Raw genomic sequence first — 19,046 nt, forward strand, 5'->3', positions numbered from 1 at the left:
CGCCGCCCCGCCTCGACCAGGGCAGGGCCCGCGCCGCCCTGCGGTTGGCCTGCCATCGTGGCCGATTCCTGCATCCCGCCCCGCACAACCCTACAATCGGGGTTTGATCCCACGCTGGACCGTCATGCAAGACAACATTCTCCAAGCCCTGCGCCGCAACGCGGCCGACGATGCGGTGCAGCTCGCCCGCCAATGGACCAGCGCCGAGCCGGAGCAGCCGCAGGCGCACCGCTGGCTGGCCCTGTCGCTGCAGCAGCAGGGCCAGTACGAGGCTGCGCTGGACAGCCTGCAGCAGGCCCTGGTGCTGGCCCCGGACAATGCCGACCTGCACCTGCAGCATGCCGGCCTGCTGTTGGCGCTGCGCCAGTTCGAGGCCGCCGATTCGGCGCTGGGCCGCACCGCCGCGCTCAATCCCAACGAACTGTCGGCCTACCTGATGCAGGCGCACATGGCGCTGGCCCGCAACGACGTCGACGAGGCCGAGCGGGTCACCCGTATCGCCAGCCGCGTGGCCGAAGACCACCCCGAGCTGGCCGCGTTGAACGGCATGATCGCGCTGCGCCGTGGCGACGGCGATCGGGCGCTGGCGCTGCTGTCGGCCGCCGCGCAGGCGCTGCCCGACGACCCGCGCGTGCTCTACGCGCTGGGCTTTGCCTACCTGGGCAAGAACATGCTGGCCTTCGCCGAACAGGCATTGCGCCGCGTGCTCGAGCTCAGCCCGGCGGTGGTCTCGCTGCAGGGCCTGCTGGTGCAACTGGCCCTGCGCCAGGGCGATACCGAAGGCGCCGCGGCGACGATGCGCCAGGTGCTGGCCCGCCCGGACGGCGATACCCCGGCCATGCGCCGCCTGGCCGGCGAGCTGGAACTGCAGTCCGGGCAACCGCTGCAGGCGCTGGAACAGCTGCTGCCGGTGCTGGAGCAGTGGCCGGCCGACCGCCAGACCCTGCAACTGCTGCTGATGGCCTGGCAGCGCCTGGGCCGCGAGCAGCAGGCCCGCGATACCCTCGATGCCGCCCTGGAAACCCACCCGCAGGTGCACGACCTGTGGATGGCGCGGCTGTCGGTCGAAGCCGTAGGCAGTGCCGAGGCGGTGGCCGTGGTCGAGCGCTGGCTGCTGGCCATGCCGGACTACCTGCCCGCGCTGGAAGCGCGCATGCGCCTGCATGACATGGCCGAGGAAGGCGATGCCGCCGAAGCGGTGGCGCGCCGCATCGCCGCCATCGAGCCGGGCCGCGCCAGCGCCGAGACCCGCATCGTGGAGGCCCTGCTGGTGCGCGACCCGGCCGCCGCGGTCGCGCATGTGCACGGCATCCACGACCAGGCCGAGGACGCCGCCAAGCCGGAGCTGCGCGCCTGGCTGGGCTCGGTCCAGGACCAGGCCGGCCTGCGCGCCGATGCGCTGCACACCTGGGTTGACCTGCACATTGCCCAGGCCCCGCAGCGCCTGCCGCTGCCGCCGCAGGCCAAGGCGCCGCCGAGCTGGCCGGAGATGGCCGCCATCGGCGAGGACAGCACCGCCCGCCCGATGTTCGTCTGGGGCCCGCCGGGTTCGGGCGTGGAGCGGGTGATCGCCGCGATCGCCGCGGCCAGCACGGTGCTACGCGGCGACCGTTTCGGCCCCACCCCGCCCGACGATGCGTTCCAGAGCTACCACACCCTGCAGAACCTCTCCAACGGCACGCTCAGCCCCGAACAGCTGGTGGCGCAATGGCGCGCGCAGCTGCCGGCACGGGGCCTGGCCGATGCCAACGTGATCGACTGGCTGCTGTGGTGGGACAACGCGCTGTTGTGGGCGCTGCGCCCGCAGCTGCCCGAAGGCCGCCTGCTGGTGGTGCTGCGCGACCCGCGCGACATGCTGCTGCACTGGCTGGCCTACGGCGCGCCGGCCCCGTTCGCGGTGACCTCGGTCAACGAGGCCGCCGAATGGCTGGCGCGCTCGCTGGCGCAGGTGGCCACCCTGCACGAGCAGGACCTGTACCCGCACGCGCTGGTGAACATCGACGGCATCGGCAACGACCCGGCGGTGATGGCCGAGCACCTTGGCCGCCTGTTCGGCATGCGTTTCCCGCCGGCGCCCTCGCTGGGCCCGGCGCGCATGCCGGCCGGGCACTGGCGCCAGTACCGCGAGGTGATGGGTCCGGCGTTCGCGCTGCTGGCTCCGGTCGCGGCGCGGCTTGGCTATCCGGAAGAGTGAGGACCCCCCCATGCGTCTGACCAGTACCAGCTTCCACAACGGCCAGCCGATGCCGGCCGAATTCGCCGCCGGCGATACCGCCGGCTTCGCCCCCAACCGCAACCCGCAGCTGGCCTGGAGCGAGGTGCCCGCCGGCACCCGTTCGTTCGCCCTGCTGTGCATCGACCCGGACGTGCCGACCGTTGCCGCAACGGTCGGCCGCAGCGACTGCACGGTGCCGCGCGACCAGCCGCGTGGCGACTTCACCCATTGGGCGATGGCCGATATCCCGGCCGACGTGCAGGCCATCGCCGCCGGCAGCTGCAGCGATGGCTTCAGCGTAAAGGGCAAGACCGCACCGGCCGGCCCGGCCGGCGCGCGCCAGGGCCTGAACGACTTCACCGGCTGGTTCGCCGGCAATCCGGACATGGCCGGCCAGTACCTGGGCTACGACGGCCCGTACCCGCCGTTCAACGACGAACGCGTGCACCGCTACTTCTTCCGGGTGTTCGCCCTGGACGTGGCGCAGCTGGACCTGCCCACGCCGTTCACCGCCGCCGATGTGCTGCGCGCCATGCAAGGCCACGTGCTGGCCGAAGCGGCATTGCACGGCACCTACACGTTGAACCCGGCGCTGGCTTGACCGCGCGTGCCGGCCTCCGGCCGGCACCCCCTGGTAGGCGGCCACCGTTGGTGGTCGCGCCTGATCGCGCGTGGTCGCGCGCTGCCGGTCAATGAGAAGGCGGCCCCAGCCGTCCTCTCACTCTGCAACCGCTTCGGTGCGGATCGCTCCCTGCGAAACGTAGGCCCATGCGGCGGCGTCGGCGCGCGTGGGGGGAATGCGGAACCGCTTCACCCTCAGCACGCTGCGCATGCCCGGCTGGTGGGTGAATCCTTCGATGGCGCCCTGGAACGGCACGTAGGGGCCCGGCAGTCCCTGTTGGATGCCATGATCGTCGTAGTGCACCTCCCGGACCTGCAGGCAGGGTGTGGCCGTCGGCGCAGATTGCGGGCACGGCACCGTGCGCGATGCGATTTCCAGATATAGCACCTCGCCCGGGCTGCCATAGCGCGTTTCCGGGGTGGGTTCGGGGGTGAACGCCAGCTCCGCGCCGCTGGCATTGCGCACGACCAGCGTGCCATCAGCGGTCAACTCCAGTGTCGCTGTGCCGGCCAACGCCCGGGTCGCCAGTGCTTCCTGCTCCGCCACTGCCCCCATGCAGCCGATCAGTGTCTGCTGCCCATCGCCGATGATGAGCTGGTTGCCCAGCAGGCGGTAGCGTGAGCTGACGGCATTGCACAGGTTCAACAGATTGAAGTATCCGTGCGAGAACTGCAGGCCGATCGGGCGCCGGCCCGGGACGAACAGAGCCTCCATGCGTTTGCCGCCGGCATCGGTGGCCGTCGACAGGTGCCAGAAATGGGCTTCCAGGTGCATCTGGCTGGGCGCCTGGTGCGCCTGCGCCAGGTAGGGAAAGGTCAGCCATGCCAGCAGCAGGGCGAGGATGCGCGCAATCTTCATGCCGTTCTCCTTGGCGTTGGAATCCGTGCGGGTTGCGTACCCGCCAACGGCGGGTACCTACCAGAACGAAGCAGGGCGGCCATTGGCCGCCCTGCTGCGGGCTATTTCTTCTCCACCGCCGATTCCACCACCATGTCCAGCACGTAGGCGCTGGACGGCGCGTCGGCCGGCGGGTTGGCGATCTTGTAGCGCTTCACGCGCACCACGTTGCGCACGCCTGCTTCGTGGGTGTAGCCCTCGATGCTGCCGTAGAAGTTTTCGAACGCGCCCGGCGTGCCCTGCTTGAGGCCCTTGTCGTCGTACTTCACTTCGCGGGTCTGCAGGCACTGCATGTTCGGGATCAGCGGGTGCGAGCACGGCTTGGTCTGCGCGGCCACTTCGATGAACACCGTTTCGCCTTCGCCGCCGTAGCGGGTCTCTGCGGTCGGCTCGGGCTTGAACACCAGCACATCGCCGGTGGCGGTGCGCAGGGTCAGCGGGCCCTGGTCGGCCAGTTCGGCCTTGAGCGCGCCTTCCAGGCGCGCGCCCACGGCCTGGTCCAGCGCCATCAGCGCCTTGTCGGTGCAGGCCATCATGGTCGAGGCCATCGGCGAGACGGTCAGCGTGCCGGCGTCGAGCGTGTAGCTGCCGCCCATGCGGTTGCAGGTGTTGCCCACCGACAGCCGGCCGTCCTTGAAGTCCAGCGTGACCGGCTTGTCGGCGCGGGCGAACAGCGCGTCCACGCGCTTGCCGGCCGCGTCGGTGGCCGTGTCCAGCAGCCAGTGGTGGCCCTGCAGGCGCAGCAGGTCCAGCTGCGCGACGGCCTTCTGGTCGGCTGCGGCGGTCGCGGCGGGGGCCAGCTCATCGGTGCCGGTGCCGGCCGGGGCCGTGCTGGTGGTGGGGTTGCTGCACGCGGCCAGCAGGGCCAGCGGCAGGATCAGCATCAGATTGCGGGTGCGGTTCATGCACATCTCCTTGGGAACCCGGGGAAAAACGCCTGAGCGGCGCAAACGGGGTTGGTGCGCGGCAACGCGCTTCAGTTGCCGGCCGGCAACCACAGCAGCAGTGCCGCGCCCAGCGCGATCCGGTAGAACGCGAACGCGGTGAACTTATGCGCCTTGATATAGCCCAGCAGCCACTTCACTACGACGAAGCCGGTGACGACCGCGGCAACGAAGGCCACGGCCACATCGGTCCAGTTCTCGCTGGCCAGCCGGCCGTCCTTGGCCAGCTCCAGGAAGGCATAGCCGCTGGCGGCGAACATGGTCGGGATGCCGACCAGGAACACGAACTCGGTGGCCGCCGCGCGCCGGCTCAGGCCGAACAGCATGGCGATGAAGATCGCCGCCGCCGAGCGCGAGGTGCCCGGGAACACCCCGGCCACCACCTGCGCCAGGCCGACCAGGATGGCCACCTTCCAGGTCACCTCGTCGCGGTCGGGCAGGCGCGCGCTGTAGGCCTCCACCAGGATCATCCAGATACCGCCGATGATCAGCGCCCAGGCCACCGGCGTGACCGTTTCGGGCAGCTCCCAGCCGGCCAGCCGCACCGGCAGGCCGACTACCGCGGTGACCAGGAAGGCCGTGCCCAGCTTGAGCACGTAGTCGCGGTTGGCGCGCTCGTGCAGGCCGGTGGCCAGCGTCCACAGCCGCTGCCGGAACACCAGGGTGATGGCCAGGATCGCGCCGGCCTGGATCACGATGTTGAAGAAGTCCGAGCGCGCGCCCAGCCAGTGCTGGGCGATCAGCAGGTGGCCGGTGCTGGAGATCGGGAGGAATTCGGTGAGGCCTTCGAGGATGCCCAGCAGGAGGGCGGAGAGCAGGTCGGACATCGGGGGATCGGGGCTCGGCAGAGGGTGAACGCGGGTCAAGCATAAAACATCAAACGCCGCACCAAATGTGTGCATGGTGCGGCCGATGCACCGCTTTGGTGCGCGCGGTTCAGCATCCAGTCGGGTGCACGGTCAGTGGAATCAAGGACTTGTGAAGTCCGGAAAGTTGGCACGGGGATTGCTCTAGCTACTCACGCAATCATTCCATCCGAGGGTTTCACCGATGTCCGTGGAAAACGTTGAGAAGCTGATCAAGGACAACCAGATCGAGTTCATCGACCTGCGTTTCGTCGACATGCGCGGTATCGAACAGCACGTCACCTTCCCGGCGAGCATCATCGAGCCGGCCCTGTTCGAAGAAGGCAAGATGTTCGATGGCAGTTCGATCGCCGGCTGGAAGGGCATCAACGAATCGGACATGGTGCTGCTTCCCGACCCGGCCAGCGCCTACGTCGACCCGTTCTACGCCGACCCGACCCTGGTGATCAGCTGCGACATCCTCGACCCGGCCACCATGCAGCCCTACGGCCGCTGCCCGCGCGGCATCGCCAAGCGCGCCGAGGCCTACCTGAAGTCCTCCGGCATCGCCGAGCAGGCGTTCTTCGGCCCGGAGCCGGAGTTCTTCATCTTCGATTCGGTCCGCTTCTCCAACGACATGGGCCACACCTTCTTCAAGATCGATTCGGAAGAGGCGGCCTGGAGCACCGGCGACAAGTACGACGGCGCCAACAGCGGCTACCGTCCGGCGGTCAAGGGCGGCTACTTCCCGGTCCCGCCGACCGATTCGCTGCACGACCTGCGCGCGGAAATGTGCAAGACCCTGGAACAGGTCGGCATCGAAGTGGAAGTGCAGCACCACGAAGTGGCCACCGCCGGCCAGTGCGAAATCGGCACCAAGTTCAGCACCCTGGTGCAGAAGGCCGATGAACTGCTGCGCATGAAGCACGTGATCAAGAACGTCGCCCACCGCAACGGCAAGACCGCCACCTTCATGCCCAAGCCGATCGTCGGCGACAACGGCAGCGGCATGCACGTGCACCAGTCGCTGTCCAAGGGCGGGGTCAACCTGTTCTCCGGCGACGGCTACGGCGGCCTGAGCCAGATGGCGCTGTGGTACATCGGCGGCATCTTCAAGCACGCCAAGGCGATCAACGCCTTCGCCAACTCCGGCACCAACAGCTACAAGCGCCTGGTCCCGGGCTTCGAAGCGCCGGTGATGCTGGCCTATTCGGCGCGCAACCGCTCGGCCTCGTGCCGCATTCCGTGGGTGTCCAACCCCAAGGCGCGCCGCATCGAAATGCGCTTCCCCGACCCGATCCAGTCCGGCTACCTGACCTTCACCGTGCTGATGATGGCCGGCCTGGACGGCATCAAGAACCAGATCGACCCGGGCGCGCCGAGCGACAAGGACCTGTACGACCTGCCGCCGGAAGAAGAGAAGCTGATCCCGCAGGTCTGCTCCTCGCTGGACCAGGCGCTGGAAGCGCTGGACAAGGACCGCGAGTTCCTCAAGGCCGGTGGCGTGATGACCGACGACTTCATCGACGGCTACATCGCGCTGAAGATGCAGGAAGTGACCCGCTTCCGTGCCGCCACCCATCCGCTCGAGTACCAGATGTACTACGCCAACTGAGCAACAGGTGACGATGACGAAGGCAACCCCTCCCACCTTCGTCATCGTCACCGCTTTGTCGGCTGGGGAGCCGCCAGGGCGCAAGGCAATACCTGCAACACCAGGGGCAAGAGAGACCGGACGCGCGCCATGGGCCCTTCCTCCCTCCCGCGTCACCACTGCCGTTGCCCGCAAGGCCACGGTAATGGCGAGGCCCATGCAACGTTCGGCGCACCAGTGCGTGGCCATGTGCAAGTGGCCGCGTACTGACCTGACACCGGCCAGCACGCACGAGCCGGTTCCATCCACCATCGGGACATGCGCATGAAATTGATCTCCGCCATCATCCGGCCGTTCAAGCTCGACGAGGTCCGCGAGGCCCTCTCCGATGCGGGCGTATCGGGCATCACCGTGACCGAAGTGAAAGGCTTCGGCCGCCAGAAGGGCCATACCGAGTTGTATCGCGGCGCGGAGTACGTCGTGGATTTCCTGCCCAAGATCAAGATCGAAACCGTGGTCACCGACGACCGCCTGGACGCGGTGGTCGAAGCGATCCAGAACGCGGCCGGCACCGGCAAGATCGGCGACGGCAAGATCTTCGTCACCGCGGTCGAGCAGGTCGTCCGCATCCGCACCGGCGAAATCGGCGCCGACGCGCTCTAACCCCACTCGGAGCCCACAATGAAGACCTCTTTGTTCACCGGGTGGCAAGCCCGGTTCCATGCCGTGTGCCTGTTGATGCTGTTCAGTGCGCTGGCCGTCGGTGCGTTCTCCAACACGGCCCGGGCGCAGGCCCAGGTCACTCCGGTAAGCTCGGAAACGGTCGCGGTCGAACCGCTGCCGGCAACGGCGGCTGCACCGGTCGCCGAAGCTGCGGCCGCACCCAGCTTCGACCATGGCGACGTGGCCTGGATGCTCACCTCCACCCTGCTGGTGCTGTTGATGGTGGTACCCGGCCTGGCCCTGTTCTACGGCGGCCTGGTGCGCTCCAAGAACGTGCTGTCCATCCTCAGCCAGATCCTGGTGGTGTTCTCGCTGGTCCTGATCCTGTGGGTGGCCTACGGCTACAGCGCGGTGTTCAGTGAAGGCAACGCCTTCTTCGGCTCGTTCACCCAGTTCGCCTTCCTCAAGGGCTTTGCGCCCGATTCGGTCGGCAACACCCCGATCGCCGGCCTGCCCGATTATCTGTTCGTCGCCTTCCAGTCCACCTTCGCCGGCATCACCACCGCGCTGATCGTCGGCGCGTTCGCCGAGCGCATCAAGTTCAAGGCGGTGCTGCTGTTCTCGGCGCTGTGGTTCACCCTGAGCTACATCCCGATGGCGCACATCGTCTGGGGTGGTGGCTACCTCGGCACGCTCGGCGCGATCGATTTCGCCGGCGGCACCGTGGTGCATATCAATGCCGGCGTGGCCGGCCTGGTCGGGGCGTACTTCGTCGGCAAGCGCATCGGTTACGGCCAGACCGCACTGAAGCCGCACAACGTACCGTTCACCTATATCGGCGCGATGCTGCTGTGGGTGGGCTGGTTCGGCTTCAACGCCGGCTCGGCCGCCGCTGCCGATACGGTGGCCTCGCTGGCCTTCATCAACACCCTGTTGGCCACCGCCGCGGCAGTACTGGGCTGGACCCTGGTCGAAGCGGTCAGCAAGGGCAAGCCGTCCGCCCTGGGCGCCGCCTCCGGCGCGGTCGCCGGCCTGGTCGGCATCACCCCGGCCTGCGGCACCGTCGGCCCGCTCGGTGCGATCGTGATCGGCCTGGTCGCCGGCGTGGTCTGCGTGTGGGGCGTCACCGGGCTCAAGCGCCTGTTGCGCGTGGACGACACCGCCGACGTGTTCGGCGTGCATGGCATCGGTGGCATCGTCGGTGCCATCCTCACCGGCGTGTTCAGTGCCCAGTCGCTGGGTGGCACCAAGGCCGATCTGGACATCGGCCACCAGGTCTGGGTTCAGCTGGTCAGTGTCGGCTTCACCATCGTCTGGTGCGCCGTGGTCACCGTGGCGATCCTGCTGGTGGTGCGCCTGGTGTTCGGCCTGCGGGTCACCGAAGAAGCCGAACGTACCGGCCTGGACGTTACCTCGCACGGCGAATCTGCGTACGAGGCCTGACCGCCGCAACTGCCTAGCGCCGGGCGTGGCCCGGCAACGACAGAGATAAGAAACGAGAGAGAGAGCGCAACACGCTTGGTCGGCGGCCTTGAAAGGGCCGCCGGCCTTTTTGCTGCCATCGCGCCAGCCACCGCGATGAAGCACAATCCCGGCATGCGCCTCTTCCGCCTGCCCCTGCTGTTTGCCGTCCTCATGCTCGCCGCCTGCGCCAGCACCACGATCCGCAGCCCGCTGGCCACCTGGGTGCCCTCGCCCAACCACAACGCGCGCGGCCCGGTGATCATCGTGCTGCACCACACCGACCAGCACAGCGTCCAGCAGAGCCTGGACACCCTGCGCAGCGCCAACAGCGGGGGCAAGGTCAGCTCGCACTACCTGGTCGGTGCCGATGGGCACATCTACCAGCTGGTCGGCGACGACCGCCGCGCCTGGCACGCCGGCCCCGGCCGCTGGGGCCGCATCACCGATCTCAACTCGGCCTCGATCGGCATCGAGATCGACAACGACGGCGATACCCCGTTCGCACCGGCGCAGATCGACGCGCTGATCCGCCTGCTCGACGACCTCTGCACCCGCCTGGGCATCCCGCGCAGCCAGATCATCGGCCATGCCGACCTGGCGCCCACCCGCAAGCAGGACCCCAGCCGCTTCTTCCCATGGCGGCAACTGGCCCAGGCCGGGTTCGGCGTATGGCCGCGCGACAGCGACGGCCTCCCGCCGGCCGGCTTCGACCCGTGGCTGGCCCTGCAGGCCTTCGGCTACCCCTTGGACGACCGCGATGCCGCCGTCGGCGCCTTCCACCGCCGCTTCCGCGGCCGCGACGACCTGCCGGCCACGCTGGACGCCGAAGACGCGCGCATCCTGCATTCGTTGCTGCAGCAGGCCAGGTAAGCGGCGCAAGCCCCATGACCCGGTAGAGCCGAGCCATGCTCGGCGGCGTTGCTTGGCGGCATTCGCCGTGGAGCATCACGCGGCATGCCTGCAGAGGGCTGACAGTCGACGTTACGCCGCCGGCCCTACAATCAAGCATTGCAGCCGCCACCAGAACATTGCCCATGAAGGTCACGCGTCCCACCGCCGCCCGCCCATCTCACGCGCTGCTCCTGCTCGGGCTGGCCCTGCTGAGCGGCTGCGCCGTCGCCCCCAAGCGCCCTAGCGCGGCGCCGGTCAACCCTTACCTCAAAGCCGACTGGAAGGCTCTCCCGGCCGTCACTGACGCCGACCTGCAGGCCGGCTTCGCCGCCTGGCGCAGCGCCTGCCCGCGCCTGAAGACCGACGCCAACTGGGCGCCCACCTGCAGTGCCGCGGCCAATGTCGCCGCCACACCCAATGCGATCCGGCAGTTCCTGCAGAACAGCCTCGACGTCTACGCACTGCGCGCGGCCGGCAACCGCGCCGACGGCCTGATCACCGGCTACTACGAACCCATCTACCCCGGCAGCCTGACCCGCACCGCCACGGCAACCGTGCCGGTGTACGGCGTGCCCGGCGACATGGTCAGCGTGCAGCTGGACAGCCTCTATCCCGAACTCAAGGGCAAGCGCCTGCGGGGCCGTGTCGACGGCCGCGTGCTCAGGCCCTACGACGATGCCGCCACCATTGCCGCCCGCGGCGTCAAAGCGCCCGTGCTGGCCTGGCTGACCCACCCGATGGACCTGCAGTTCCTGCAGATCCAGGGCTCGGGCCGCATCGCGCTGGCCGATGGCCGCCACCTGCGCATCGCCTATGCCGACCAGAACGGCCACCCCTACCGCCCGATCGGGCGCTGGTTGGTGGCGCAGGGCGAATTGAAGAAGGAAGACGTCACCATGGACGCCATCCGCGCCTGGGCCAACGCGCATCCGGCGCGCATCCCCGAGCTGCTGGCCAGCAACCCCAGCTACGTGTTCTTCGCCAAGGGCCCGGACGGCGACGAAGGCCCCCGCGGGTCGTTGAACGTGCCGCTCACCGCCGGCTACAGCGTCGCGGTGGACCGCACCGTGGTGCCGCTGGGCAGCCTGCTGTGGCTGTCCACCACGCGCCCGGACGGCACTGCGGTGGTGCGCCCGGTGGCCGCGCAGGATACCGGTGGCGCCATCGCCGGCGAAGTGCGCGCCGACCTGTTCTGGGGCACCGGCGATGCCGCCGGCAAGCTGGCCGGGGACATGAAGCAGAAGGGCAACATCTGGATGCTGTGGCCCAAGGGCGTGGCATTGCCGAAGGCGCCCGACAAGAGTGAGTGACACCGATGGATGAACTTCAGCGACTCCAGCAGTGGTATCGAATGCAGTGCAACGAGGACTGGGAGCATACGTTTGGGATCACTATCGAGACCCTTGATAACCCCGGCTGGCACGTCAGCATCGATCTCATCGAGACCGAGCTTGAGCACAGACCTTTTGCACCGGTCAGCCGTGGACACTCGGAAGACGATGAGGATTGGATCAACTGCAAGCTTGAGCAGTCGCAGTTTGTAGCGTGCGGTGGCGCCGGGAACTTGACCGAGTTGTTGGGCATATTTCTCAACTGGGCTGAAGGTCGGCAATAGCGATCGATTGCCGGGAGGACTCATGAAAGTCAAATGCATCATCGCCAACATCGCCGCGCCCGATCCTGCCTCCGCGGACAGCTTCTACCTGGACATTCTTGGCCTGGAGCTGGTCATGGATCACGGCTGGATCCGTACGTACGCCGGGTCAGCCGAAATGAACGTCCAGGTGAGTGTCGCGGCCGAAGGTGGGTCCGGCACCGAGGTGCCCCATCTCTCCATCGAGGTCGACGATCTGGACGAGGCGCTCCGACGGGTGCAGGCGGCCAACTTACCGATCGCGTATGGCCCAGCCAGCGAACCATGGGGCGTGCGGCGGTTCTATGTCCGCGATCCCTTGGGGCGGATGGTTAACATCCTGCAGCACGTTTAGGTACAGAGGTCACCATGCACACAACATCCCTGGATATCGCAGACGACGCAACGGCCTGCGCTTTTTTCTGGGTCGGACTGGCGGTGGGCGTGCTGCGAGAGGACGCCAGCAGGGAGTGGGCGTACGCCAGGATCGAAGCGCGCGATACGCCGGCCATCGAGATCATCGAGATCGCCACCGCGCGTGACCGCAATGCAGCTCTGGAAGCACTGCAGGCCGTCACGGCCCATGCGGATTGGCAAGCCGCCGGCCGCTGGCTTCTGGAGGAGTTACTGGCGCAGTTCCAGTCCGGTCAACGCTCGGCGCTGGACACGACCCGCTCTGCCATGCAGGTGGCGCGTGCCACTCAGCTCCCGGAGGACGTCTACTACGCGTTCGATGGCCTCGATGACGAGTTGGTGCTCTTGGCCAATGGGATCTACGGAACAGTTGCCGGGATGGATGCGGCACTGGTGGACGCGCTGAAGCAGCACTCCAGCACCGTTTGATCGGACCCGAGTCTTTCGGCGATGGCCTCCGTTCACCGTGTTCCCACGCTCAACCCACCCCCGTTTTGCACTACATTGGTGCAATGACCACTGCGCTCCTGCCCCCCGCCCTCGACGCCCTCGGCACCCCGGTCGCTTGGGCCGACGCCAGCGGCCGTGTGGTGGGCTGCAATCCCGCTTTCGCCCGCTGGTTGGGCGTGAGCGTGCGCCGCCTGCTGGGCCAGCCGCTGGCCTCGCTGGAGGCACAGGGCGACGCGTTGGCCCACTTCCTGGCCCGCGATGAGCGCGACACCCTGCGCCTGCACCGGCTGGCGCTGGCCCTGCCGGGCGATGCGCCGCGCTTCGCCGAGGGCTGGCTGAGCCGCTGGGACGACGGCGGTTGGCTGCTGGAGGCGCATCCGGTCGATGAATTCCCCGGACTGGACCCGACTCAGGCCCTGCCCAGCGCGCTCAGTGCCGCGCTCAAGGGCTTGGCCCATGAGCTGCGCAATCCGCTGGCCGGGCTCAAGGGCGCGGCCCAGCTGCTGGCCCGGCGCAGCGCGCAGCGCGGGCCGGAGGCGCGCGATCCGGACGAACATGAGCTGATCGAACTGATCGGCTCGGAGATCGAACGCCTCAACGGCCTGCTCGAACAACTGCTGTCGCCGGCGCCGGCCGCCCCGCACGCGCCGCTGAACATCCACGCCTCGCTGGAGCGCGTGCTGCGCCTGGCCGAGAGCGAAGGCGGCTGGGCGGTGCGGCTGCAGCGCGATTACGATCCCAGCATTCCCGAATTCGATGGCGATGCCGACCGGCTTACCCAGGCGGTGTGGAACCTGGTGCGCAATGCGATCCAGGCCGGCGCCGGCATGGTCACCCTGCGCACCCGGGTGGAGCACGGCGTGCGCATCGGCGATGCGCTGCATCCGCTGGCGCTGCGCCTGGAAATCGCCGACGACGGCCGCGGCGTGCCCGAGGAACTGGCCGAGCACCTGTTCCTGCCGCTGGTCAGCGGCCGCGCCGAAGGCACCGGGCTGGGCCTGGCGCTGGCCCAGCAGGTGGCGCGCGAACACCGTGGCACGCTCACCTACCGTTCGCGCCCGGGGCATACCGTGTTCACGGTGCTGGTGCCGATCGGCCACGGCACGCCTGCCGAGGAGACCGCCCATGCACGATGACAGCGAACGCGGCGCCCAGCGCGTCTGGGTGGTCGATGACGACCGTGCGGTGCGCTTTGTGCTGTGCACCGCGCTGCGCGATGCCGGCTACCGCGTGGAGGGTTTCGACGGGGCAGCGGCGGCACTGGCGATGCTGGCCGAACAGGCGCCGCCGGACCTGCTGTTCACCGATGTACGCATGCCCGGCGACGATGGCCTGGTGCTGCTGGACAAGCTCAAGGCCGCGCACCCGCAGTTGCCGGTGATCGTGATGTCGGCCTACACCGACGTGGCCAGCACCGCCGGGGCGTTCCGCGGCGGTGCGCAGGAATTCCTGTCCAAGCCGTTCGACCTGGACGATGCGGTGGCCCTGGCGCAGCGGGTACTGCCCGCCGCCGATGCGCTGGCCGGCGCACCGGCCCCGGTGGCCGCCGAACCCAGCCTGGACCAGCGCCCGCAGCTGGTGGGCGACACCCCGGCGATGCGCGCGTTGTTCCGCGCCATCGGGCGGCTGGCGCAGGCGCCGCTGTCGGTGCTGATCAATGGCGAAACCGGTACCGGCAAGGAACTGGTGGCGCATGCGCTGCACCATGAATCGCCGCGCGTGCAGGGCCCGTTCGTGGCGCTCAACACGGCCGCCATTCCGTCCGAATTGCTGGAAAGCGAGTTGTTCGGCCATGAGGCAGGCGCGTTCACCGGCGCCCAGCGCCGCCACGTCGGCCGCTTCGAGCAGGCCCATGGCGGTACCTTGTTCCTCGATGAAATCGGCGACATGCCGTTGCCGCTGCAGACCCGCCTGCTGCGCGTGCTGGCCGAAGGCGAATTCTTCCGGGTCGGTGGGCGCGAGCTGATCCGGGTCGATGTGCGGGTGATCGCCGCCACCCACCAGGACCTGGAGTCGCTGGTGGCGCAAGGCCGCTTCCGTGCCGATCTGCTGCACCGGCTGGACGTGGTGCGGCTGCGCCTGCCGCCGCTGCGCGAACGCCGCGACGATATCGCCCAGCTGGCCGAGACCTTCCTGGCCGCTGCGGCGCGCAAGCTGGATACGCCGCCCAAGCGGCCGACCGCGGCGGCCCTGCAGGCGCTGCGCGAACACGACTGGCCGGGCAATGTACGCGAACTGGAAAACGTGTGCTGGCGCATCGCCGCGCTGGCCGCGTCGGACACCATCGGCGTGGCCGATGTCGACGGCGCGCTGCACCGTGGCGGTGGCCCGCGCACGCGCGCGGCCGGCGACCCGGGCCAATGGGAAACCCTGCTGTCGGCCTGGGCCAGGCAGCGCCTGGCCGAAGGGGCCGAAGGCCTGCATGCGCAGGTGCGCGACCGGGTCGACCAGGCCCTGCTCGAAGCGGCGCTGCAGATCACCCACGGCCGCCGCGCCGAAGCCGCCGCACGGCTGGGCATGGGCCGCAACACATTGACCCGCAAGCTCGGCGCCGGGCGCCGTCGCGGCGGATGAAGCGCGCGTCCACACCGCGTGTGTGCCTTGTCCGCGCCGTTTTCATGGCCTGTGGACGGCCGCACCGCTAGTTTGCAACCAAGGAGTTTTGCATGCGCAGTTCCCATATCGTCCTGGCCGCCACCGCCGCACTTGCCCTGGCGGCCTGCGGCACCACGCCGCCGCCGCGGCCGGCTACCCCGGTGGTCGCCCTGGTGAGTACCGCCAAGCTGGCCGAAGCCAATCTGGCCTCGGCCTCGGCCAGTATCGTCAGCGGCCGCCTGGCGTTGGTGCCCGATGCGCGCGGGGTGCATATCACCGGAATGATCGGTGGCCTGCAGCCGCTGCAGACCGCCGCCTTCCACGTGCATGAGCGCGGCGACTGCGGCGCGGTGGATGCCAGCAGCGCCGGTGCGCACTTCAATCCCGGCGCGCAGCCGCATGGCCGCACCAGCGCCGGCGCGCACCATGCCGGCGACATGGACAACCTGCGTGCCGATGCGCAGGGCCGGGTCAATGTCGATGTGCGGCTGCCAGGGGTTACCCTGGGCGGCGGCGCAGCCACCGATATCGCCGGGCGTGCCCTGGTGGTGCATGCCAACGCCGACGATTACCGCAGCCAACCGGCCGGCAACGCCGGCGCCCGTATCGCCTGCGGCGTCATCCGGGTCACGCGCTGAGCGCGTGCCACGCCGACGCCGCTACTTCCACCGCTACCGCAAGGAGATCCACATGCGTCTGATCCACACCACATTGTTTGCCGCCATGGCCGCGCTTGGCCTGAGTGCCTGCAACAAGCCGGCCGACACCACCGCGCCGGCCACCCCGGCCGCCGATACCGCGCCGGTTGCCGACACCGCCCCGGCCGCCGATGCGCCGCCGGCGATGATGAGCAGCGATGCCCACGCCAACACCAGCGCGGTGGCCGAACTGGCCGCCACCCAGGGCAATGCGGTCAAGGGCAACGTCACCTTCAGCCTGGTCGACGGCAAGGTCCATGTGAACGGCCAGGTCAGCGGCCTGAAGCCCAACAGCGAACACGGCTTCCACATCCACGAGAAGGGCGACTGCAGCGCGCCGGACGGCGCCAGCGCCGGCGGCCACTTCAATCCGTCCAAGGAAGACCATGGCAACGTGGCGACCACCCCGCACCACGGTGGCGATATTCCCAACCTCAAGGCCGACGCCCAGGGCAATGCGGTGGTCGATGCCGATGTGTCCACCAACGTCAACATCGGCAAGGGCGATGACTTCGACATCATCGGCCGCGGCCTGATCGTCCACGCCGACGCGGACGACTACAAGACCCAGCCGACCGGCAACGCCGGCGCACGCCTGGCGTGCGCGGTGATCAAGGCCGCCCCGTAACCGACGCGATGCAGGACGAAAAACGCCGGCGAATGCCGGCGTTTTTTTGAGCGTTGGTGGAGCCACGCCATGCGTGGCTGCAATGGGCCATATCGATGTCCCGGGGAGCCGGCCAGCGGCCGGCACTACCGTTACCGGGTCAGCAGCTCGCGCGCATCCTGCCCGGCCTCGCAATGCACGAACAGCACCGGCAGGCCATGGGCTTCCAGCACCGCGGCCATCTGCCGCTGGCGCATCAGGTACTGCTCGTAGATGCCCTGCAGGCGGTCGCAGTCGCCGCTGCCGTGGTTGTAGAACGCGCACCAGCCGGCCGGATCGAACAGCGCCATACGCACTTCGCTGTCAGCGTATCGAAGCAGCGGTTCCGGTGCCGCATCCAGCCATTGTTCGGCCTGCGGCGCCATCAGGGCGGTTTCGATCAGCGGCCACAGCACGGCCAGGCCCTGGTTGTCGTACTGCATCGACATCATCGCGGCCAGGTCGTTCAGGGTGAAGTAGCGCGCGTGTTCGATCTGCGCGCCAAACGCGTTCTGCGCCTGCAACGCGGTATCGGCCTGGGCCATGCCCTGGGCCAGCAGCACCTCTTCCAGCGCCTCGGCCACCGCCTGGGTCTGCGCCACGTCGGTGCCGGTCAGCAGGAACGGCACCACCCGCAGGCCACCGCCGGTCAGCCCAGCATCGGCCTGGAACGGCAGCGGCACATCGCCGTCGGCCCCGGCGCCGAATGCCAGCAGGCGCGGGCCCTGGCTGCGGCCGGGCGCGCGCATCTGCAGTTCTTCCAGGCGCCGGTGGATCGGCCAGCCCGGGCGCAGGACTTCGGCGGGGTCGAAATGGGCCGCGGCGAACACGAAGTCCAGTCCGCTGACCCCCGGGACCAGCTTGGCCAGGTCGCGGCCGACGCGTTCGGCCAGCTCACCGGCCTGTTCGCTGGACAGGGCGGCGTGGCGCGGGGCGTCGCCGCCGGCCAGTTCCAATGCCAATACACCAAGGGCGTTCATGCCGTGGTCGGGTTTGCTCATGGTTTCACGGTTGGCCCATCACAGGGCGGCAGCTACACTTGCCGCCATTATGCCTGCTCCTTCGTGCAGGCCATGTTGCAGACACCCCTTCCATGCCAGGTATCTCCATGCCCAACGCCCGTCCCGTCGCCATCCTCGGTGGCGTCCGCATCCCGTTCTGCCGGCAGAACACCGCCTATTCGGACGTCGGCAACCTCGGCATGTCGGTGCGCACCCTCGGTGCGCTGGTCGAACGCTTCGGCCTGCACGGCCAGCAGCTGGGCGAAGTGGCGATGGGCGCGGTGATCAAGCATTCCAGCGACTGGAACCTGGGCCGCGAAGCCACGCTGTCCTCCGGGCTGTCCGCGCTGACCCCGGGCATCACCATGCAGCGCGCCTGCGGCACCTCGCTGGATACCATCATCGCGGTGGCCAACAAGATCGCGCTGGGCCAGATCGAATCGGGCATCGGCGGCGGGTCGGACACCACCTCCGATGTGCCGATCGTGTACGGCAAGAAGCTGCGCGCGCGCCTGCTGGCGGCCAACCGGGCCAAGACCACCGGCGACAAGCTCAAGGCGCTGACCCGCGGCTTCAAGCTCAGCGAACTCAAGCCCGAGTTCCCCGGCGTGGCCGAACCGCGCACCGGCAAGAGCATGGGCGACCACTGCGAGGACATGGCCAAGGAATGGAACATCTCGCGCGATTCGCAGGACGAATGGGCGGTGTCGTCGCACAAGAAGCTGGCCGCCGCCTATGAGCGCGGCTTCTTCACCGACCTGATCGCTCCGTTCCGTGGCGTGGAACGCGACAACATCCTGCGCGCGGACACCTCGCTGGAGAAACTGGCCACGCTCAAGCCGGCCTTCGACAAGGTCTCCGGCCGCGGCACGCTGACCGCCGCCAACTCCACCCCGCTCACCGACGGCGCCTCGGCGGTGCTGCTGGCCAGCGAGGAGTGGGCGCGTGCGCACGGCCATGCGCCGCTGGCCTACCTGCGCGACTCGCAGGTGGCCGCGGTCGATTTCGTGCATGGCGAAGGCCTGCTGATGGCCCCCACCATCGCGGTGCCGGAAATGCTCAAGCGCAATGGCCTGACCCTGCAGGATTTCGACATCTACGAAATCCACGAAGCCTTCGCCGCGCAGGTGCTGTGCACGCTGCGCGCGTGGGAAAGCGAAGACTACTGCCGCAACCGGCTGGGCCTGGATGCGCCGCTGGGCAGGATCGACCCGGCCAAAATCAACCCGCTGGGTTCGTCGCTGGCCGCCGGCCACCCGTTTGCCGCCACCGGTGCGCGGGTGATCGCCACCGCCGCCAAGCAGCTGGCCGAACGCGGCGGCGGCCGCGCGCTGGTCTCGATCTGCACCGCCGGCGGCATGGGCGTGGTGGCCATCGTCGAACGCTGATTGCGGTGCGATGCAACGAAAAGGCCGCCCTTGGCGGCCTGTTGGGTCCATTGCCGCCATGAGGGCGCACTTGCCCAAGGATCTCA

19 protein-coding genes are annotated in these 19,046 nt (G+C 68.8%); 15 read left to right on the forward strand and 4 right to left on the reverse strand.

Annotated elements, in window-relative coordinates; genetic code table 11:
- Positions 1 to 124 precede the first annotated feature (124 nt).
- Both AC3ITM_RS00675 and AC3ITM_RS00680 read left to right on the forward strand, forming a co-directional pair.
- Positions 125 to 2,194: a tetratricopeptide repeat protein gene (locus tag AC3ITM_RS00675; protein ID WP_489267602.1), complete on the forward strand. Its 2,070-nt coding sequence runs from the start codon at positions 125 to 127 to the stop codon at positions 2,192 to 2,194.
- Between the two features lie 10 nt (positions 2,195 to 2,204).
- Positions 2,205 to 2,816 (forward strand): YbhB/YbcL family Raf kinase inhibitor-like protein, encoded by a 612-nt coding sequence (locus tag AC3ITM_RS00680; protein WP_489267604.1) that lies wholly within the window; start codon positions 2,205 to 2,207, stop codon positions 2,814 to 2,816.
- A gap of 117 nt (positions 2,817 to 2,933) precedes the next feature.
- Here the strand turns inward: AC3ITM_RS00680 and AC3ITM_RS00685 are convergent, their stop codons facing one another.
- From AC3ITM_RS00685 to AC3ITM_RS00695, 3 genes are all read right to left on the reverse strand, one after another.
- A complete protein-coding gene (locus tag AC3ITM_RS00685) occupies positions 2,934 to 3,695 on the reverse strand; it encodes an META domain-containing protein (RefSeq protein WP_489267606.1) in 762 nt (253 codons plus the stop codon).
- Between the two features lie 101 nt (positions 3,696 to 3,796).
- Entirely contained in the window at positions 3,797 to 4,639 is an 843-nt protein-coding gene (locus tag AC3ITM_RS00690; protein WP_489267608.1) for an META domain-containing protein, read from the reverse strand.
- A gap of 71 nt (positions 4,640 to 4,710) precedes the next feature.
- Entirely contained in the window at positions 4,711 to 5,505 is a 795-nt protein-coding gene (locus tag AC3ITM_RS00695) for an undecaprenyl-diphosphate phosphatase (RefSeq protein WP_489267610.1), read from the reverse strand.
- A gap of 223 nt (positions 5,506 to 5,728) precedes the next feature.
- On the opposite strand from AC3ITM_RS00695, the gene glnA reads away from it, so the two are divergent.
- The 12 genes from glnA (at position 5,729) to AC3ITM_RS00755 (ending at position 16,553) form a co-directional block, all read left to right on the forward strand.
- Positions 5,729 to 7,138, forward strand: a complete 1,410-nt coding sequence (gene glnA, locus AC3ITM_RS00700) for a type I glutamate--ammonia ligase (protein ID WP_489267612.1) — start codon at positions 5,729 to 5,731, stop codon at positions 7,136 to 7,138.
- A gap of 303 nt (positions 7,139 to 7,441) precedes the next feature.
- Entirely contained in the window at positions 7,442 to 7,780 is a 339-nt protein-coding gene (locus AC3ITM_RS00705) for a P-II family nitrogen regulator (RefSeq protein ID WP_026070924.1), read from the forward strand.
- 18 nt (positions 7,781 to 7,798) lie between these two features.
- Complete coding sequence (locus AC3ITM_RS00710; protein ID WP_489267615.1) at positions 7,799 to 9,223, forward strand: ammonium transporter; 1,425 nt, start codon at positions 7,799 to 7,801, stop codon at positions 9,221 to 9,223.
- Between the two features lie 153 nt (positions 9,224 to 9,376).
- Complete coding sequence (locus AC3ITM_RS00715) at positions 9,377 to 10,114, forward strand: N-acetylmuramoyl-L-alanine amidase (RefSeq protein WP_489267617.1); 738 nt, start codon at positions 9,377 to 9,379, stop codon at positions 10,112 to 10,114.
- Between the two features lie 164 nt (positions 10,115 to 10,278).
- Entirely contained in the window at positions 10,279 to 11,445 is a 1,167-nt protein-coding gene (gene mltA / locus AC3ITM_RS00720) for a murein transglycosylase A (RefSeq protein WP_489267619.1), read from the forward strand.
- A gap of 5 nt (positions 11,446 to 11,450) precedes the next feature.
- Positions 11,451 to 11,750 carry an immunity 53 family protein gene (locus AC3ITM_RS00725; protein WP_489267621.1) on the forward strand — a complete coding sequence of 100 codons (300 nt, stop codon included), beginning with the start codon at positions 11,451 to 11,453 and terminating at the stop codon, positions 11,748 to 11,750.
- A gap of 22 nt (positions 11,751 to 11,772) precedes the next feature.
- On the forward strand, positions 11,773 to 12,123 hold the full coding sequence (locus AC3ITM_RS00730) for a VOC family protein (protein WP_489267623.1): 351 nt from the start codon (positions 11,773 to 11,775) through the stop codon (positions 12,121 to 12,123).
- A 14-nt stretch (positions 12,124 to 12,137) separates the two neighbouring features.
- Positions 12,138 to 12,611 carry a hypothetical protein gene (locus AC3ITM_RS00735; protein WP_489267624.1) on the forward strand — a complete coding sequence of 158 codons (474 nt, stop codon included), beginning with the start codon at positions 12,138 to 12,140 and terminating at the stop codon, positions 12,609 to 12,611.
- Between the two features lie 83 nt (positions 12,612 to 12,694).
- Complete coding sequence (locus AC3ITM_RS00740; protein ID WP_489267626.1) at positions 12,695 to 13,768, forward strand: two-component system sensor histidine kinase NtrB; 1,074 nt, start codon at positions 12,695 to 12,697, stop codon at positions 13,766 to 13,768.
- Positions 13,758 to 15,206 carry a nitrogen regulation protein NR(I) gene (ntrC, locus tag AC3ITM_RS00745; protein WP_489267628.1) on the forward strand — a complete coding sequence of 483 codons (1,449 nt, stop codon included), beginning with the start codon at positions 13,758 to 13,760 and terminating at the stop codon, positions 15,204 to 15,206. The genes AC3ITM_RS00740 and ntrC overlap by 11 nt, the downstream gene beginning before the upstream one ends.
- A 92-nt stretch (positions 15,207 to 15,298) precedes the next feature.
- A complete protein-coding gene (locus AC3ITM_RS00750; protein WP_489267630.1) occupies positions 15,299 to 15,865 on the forward strand; it encodes a superoxide dismutase family protein in 567 nt (188 codons plus the stop codon).
- A gap of 52 nt (positions 15,866 to 15,917) precedes the next feature.
- Positions 15,918 to 16,553, forward strand: a complete 636-nt coding sequence (locus AC3ITM_RS00755; RefSeq protein WP_489267632.1) for a superoxide dismutase family protein — start codon at positions 15,918 to 15,920, stop codon at positions 16,551 to 16,553.
- Positions 16,554 to 16,684: 131 nt separating this feature from the next.
- Here the strand turns inward: AC3ITM_RS00755 and AC3ITM_RS00760 are convergent, their stop codons facing one another.
- Positions 16,685 to 17,572, reverse strand: coding sequence for a hypothetical protein (locus AC3ITM_RS00760; protein ID WP_489267634.1), 888 nt, complete (start codon positions 17,570 to 17,572; stop codon positions 16,685 to 16,687).
- Positions 17,573 to 17,664: 92 nt separating this feature from the next.
- Between AC3ITM_RS00760 and AC3ITM_RS00765 the strand changes: the two genes are divergently transcribed.
- On the forward strand, positions 17,665 to 18,960 hold the full coding sequence (locus tag AC3ITM_RS00765) for an acetyl-CoA C-acetyltransferase (protein ID WP_489267636.1): 1,296 nt from the start codon (positions 17,665 to 17,667) through the stop codon (positions 18,958 to 18,960).
- The last annotated feature ends 86 nt before the right edge of the window (positions 18,961 to 19,046 follow it).

This window comes from Stenotrophomonas sp. KH_029, from assembly GCF_057839765.1.

Excerpts from the sequence above, each read along its gene's own strand:
- AC3ITM_RS00735 (WP_489267624.1), top strand. The coding sequence starts at position 12,138 with ATGCACACAACATCCCTGGATATCGCAGACGACGCAACGGCCTGCGCT.
- AC3ITM_RS00760 (WP_489267634.1), bottom strand. The coding sequence starts at position 17,572 with ATGAGCAAACCCGACCACGGCATGAACGCCCTTGGTGTATTGGCATTG.
- AC3ITM_RS00725 (WP_489267621.1), top strand. The coding sequence starts at position 11,451 with ATGGATGAACTTCAGCGACTCCAGCAGTGGTATCGAATGCAGTGCAAC.
- AC3ITM_RS00755 (WP_489267632.1), top strand. The coding sequence starts at position 15,918 with ATGCGTCTGATCCACACCACATTGTTTGCCGCCATGGCCGCGCTTGGC.
- glnA (WP_489267612.1), top strand. The coding sequence starts at position 5,729 with ATGTCCGTGGAAAACGTTGAGAAGCTGATCAAGGACAACCAGATCGAG.
- AC3ITM_RS00730 (WP_489267623.1), top strand. The coding sequence starts at position 11,773 with ATGAAAGTCAAATGCATCATCGCCAACATCGCCGCGCCCGATCCTGCC.
- AC3ITM_RS00710 (WP_489267615.1), top strand. The coding sequence starts at position 7,799 with ATGAAGACCTCTTTGTTCACCGGGTGGCAAGCCCGGTTCCATGCCGTG.
- mltA (WP_489267619.1), top strand. The coding sequence starts at position 10,279 with ATGAAGGTCACGCGTCCCACCGCCGCCCGCCCATCTCACGCGCTGCTC.
- ntrC (WP_489267628.1), top strand. The coding sequence starts at position 13,758 with ATGCACGATGACAGCGAACGCGGCGCCCAGCGCGTCTGGGTGGTCGAT.
- AC3ITM_RS00690 (WP_489267608.1), bottom strand. The coding sequence starts at position 4,639 with ATGAACCGCACCCGCAATCTGATGCTGATCCTGCCGCTGGCCCTGCTG.
- AC3ITM_RS00695 (WP_489267610.1), bottom strand. The coding sequence starts at position 5,505 with ATGTCCGACCTGCTCTCCGCCCTCCTGCTGGGCATCCTCGAAGGCCTC.
- AC3ITM_RS00750 (WP_489267630.1), top strand. The coding sequence starts at position 15,299 with ATGCGCAGTTCCCATATCGTCCTGGCCGCCACCGCCGCACTTGCCCTG.
- AC3ITM_RS00705 (WP_026070924.1), top strand. The coding sequence starts at position 7,442 with ATGAAATTGATCTCCGCCATCATCCGGCCGTTCAAGCTCGACGAGGTC.
- AC3ITM_RS00680 (WP_489267604.1), top strand. The coding sequence starts at position 2,205 with ATGCGTCTGACCAGTACCAGCTTCCACAACGGCCAGCCGATGCCGGCC.
- AC3ITM_RS00740 (WP_489267626.1), top strand. The coding sequence starts at position 12,695 with ATGACCACTGCGCTCCTGCCCCCCGCCCTCGACGCCCTCGGCACCCCG.
- AC3ITM_RS00715 (WP_489267617.1), top strand. The coding sequence starts at position 9,377 with ATGCGCCTCTTCCGCCTGCCCCTGCTGTTTGCCGTCCTCATGCTCGCC.
- AC3ITM_RS00675 (WP_489267602.1), top strand. The coding sequence starts at position 125 with ATGCAAGACAACATTCTCCAAGCCCTGCGCCGCAACGCGGCCGACGAT.
- AC3ITM_RS00685 (WP_489267606.1), bottom strand. The coding sequence starts at position 3,695 with ATGAAGATTGCGCGCATCCTCGCCCTGCTGCTGGCATGGCTGACCTTT.
- AC3ITM_RS00765 (WP_489267636.1), top strand. The coding sequence starts at position 17,665 with ATGCCAGGTATCTCCATGCCCAACGCCCGTCCCGTCGCCATCCTCGGT.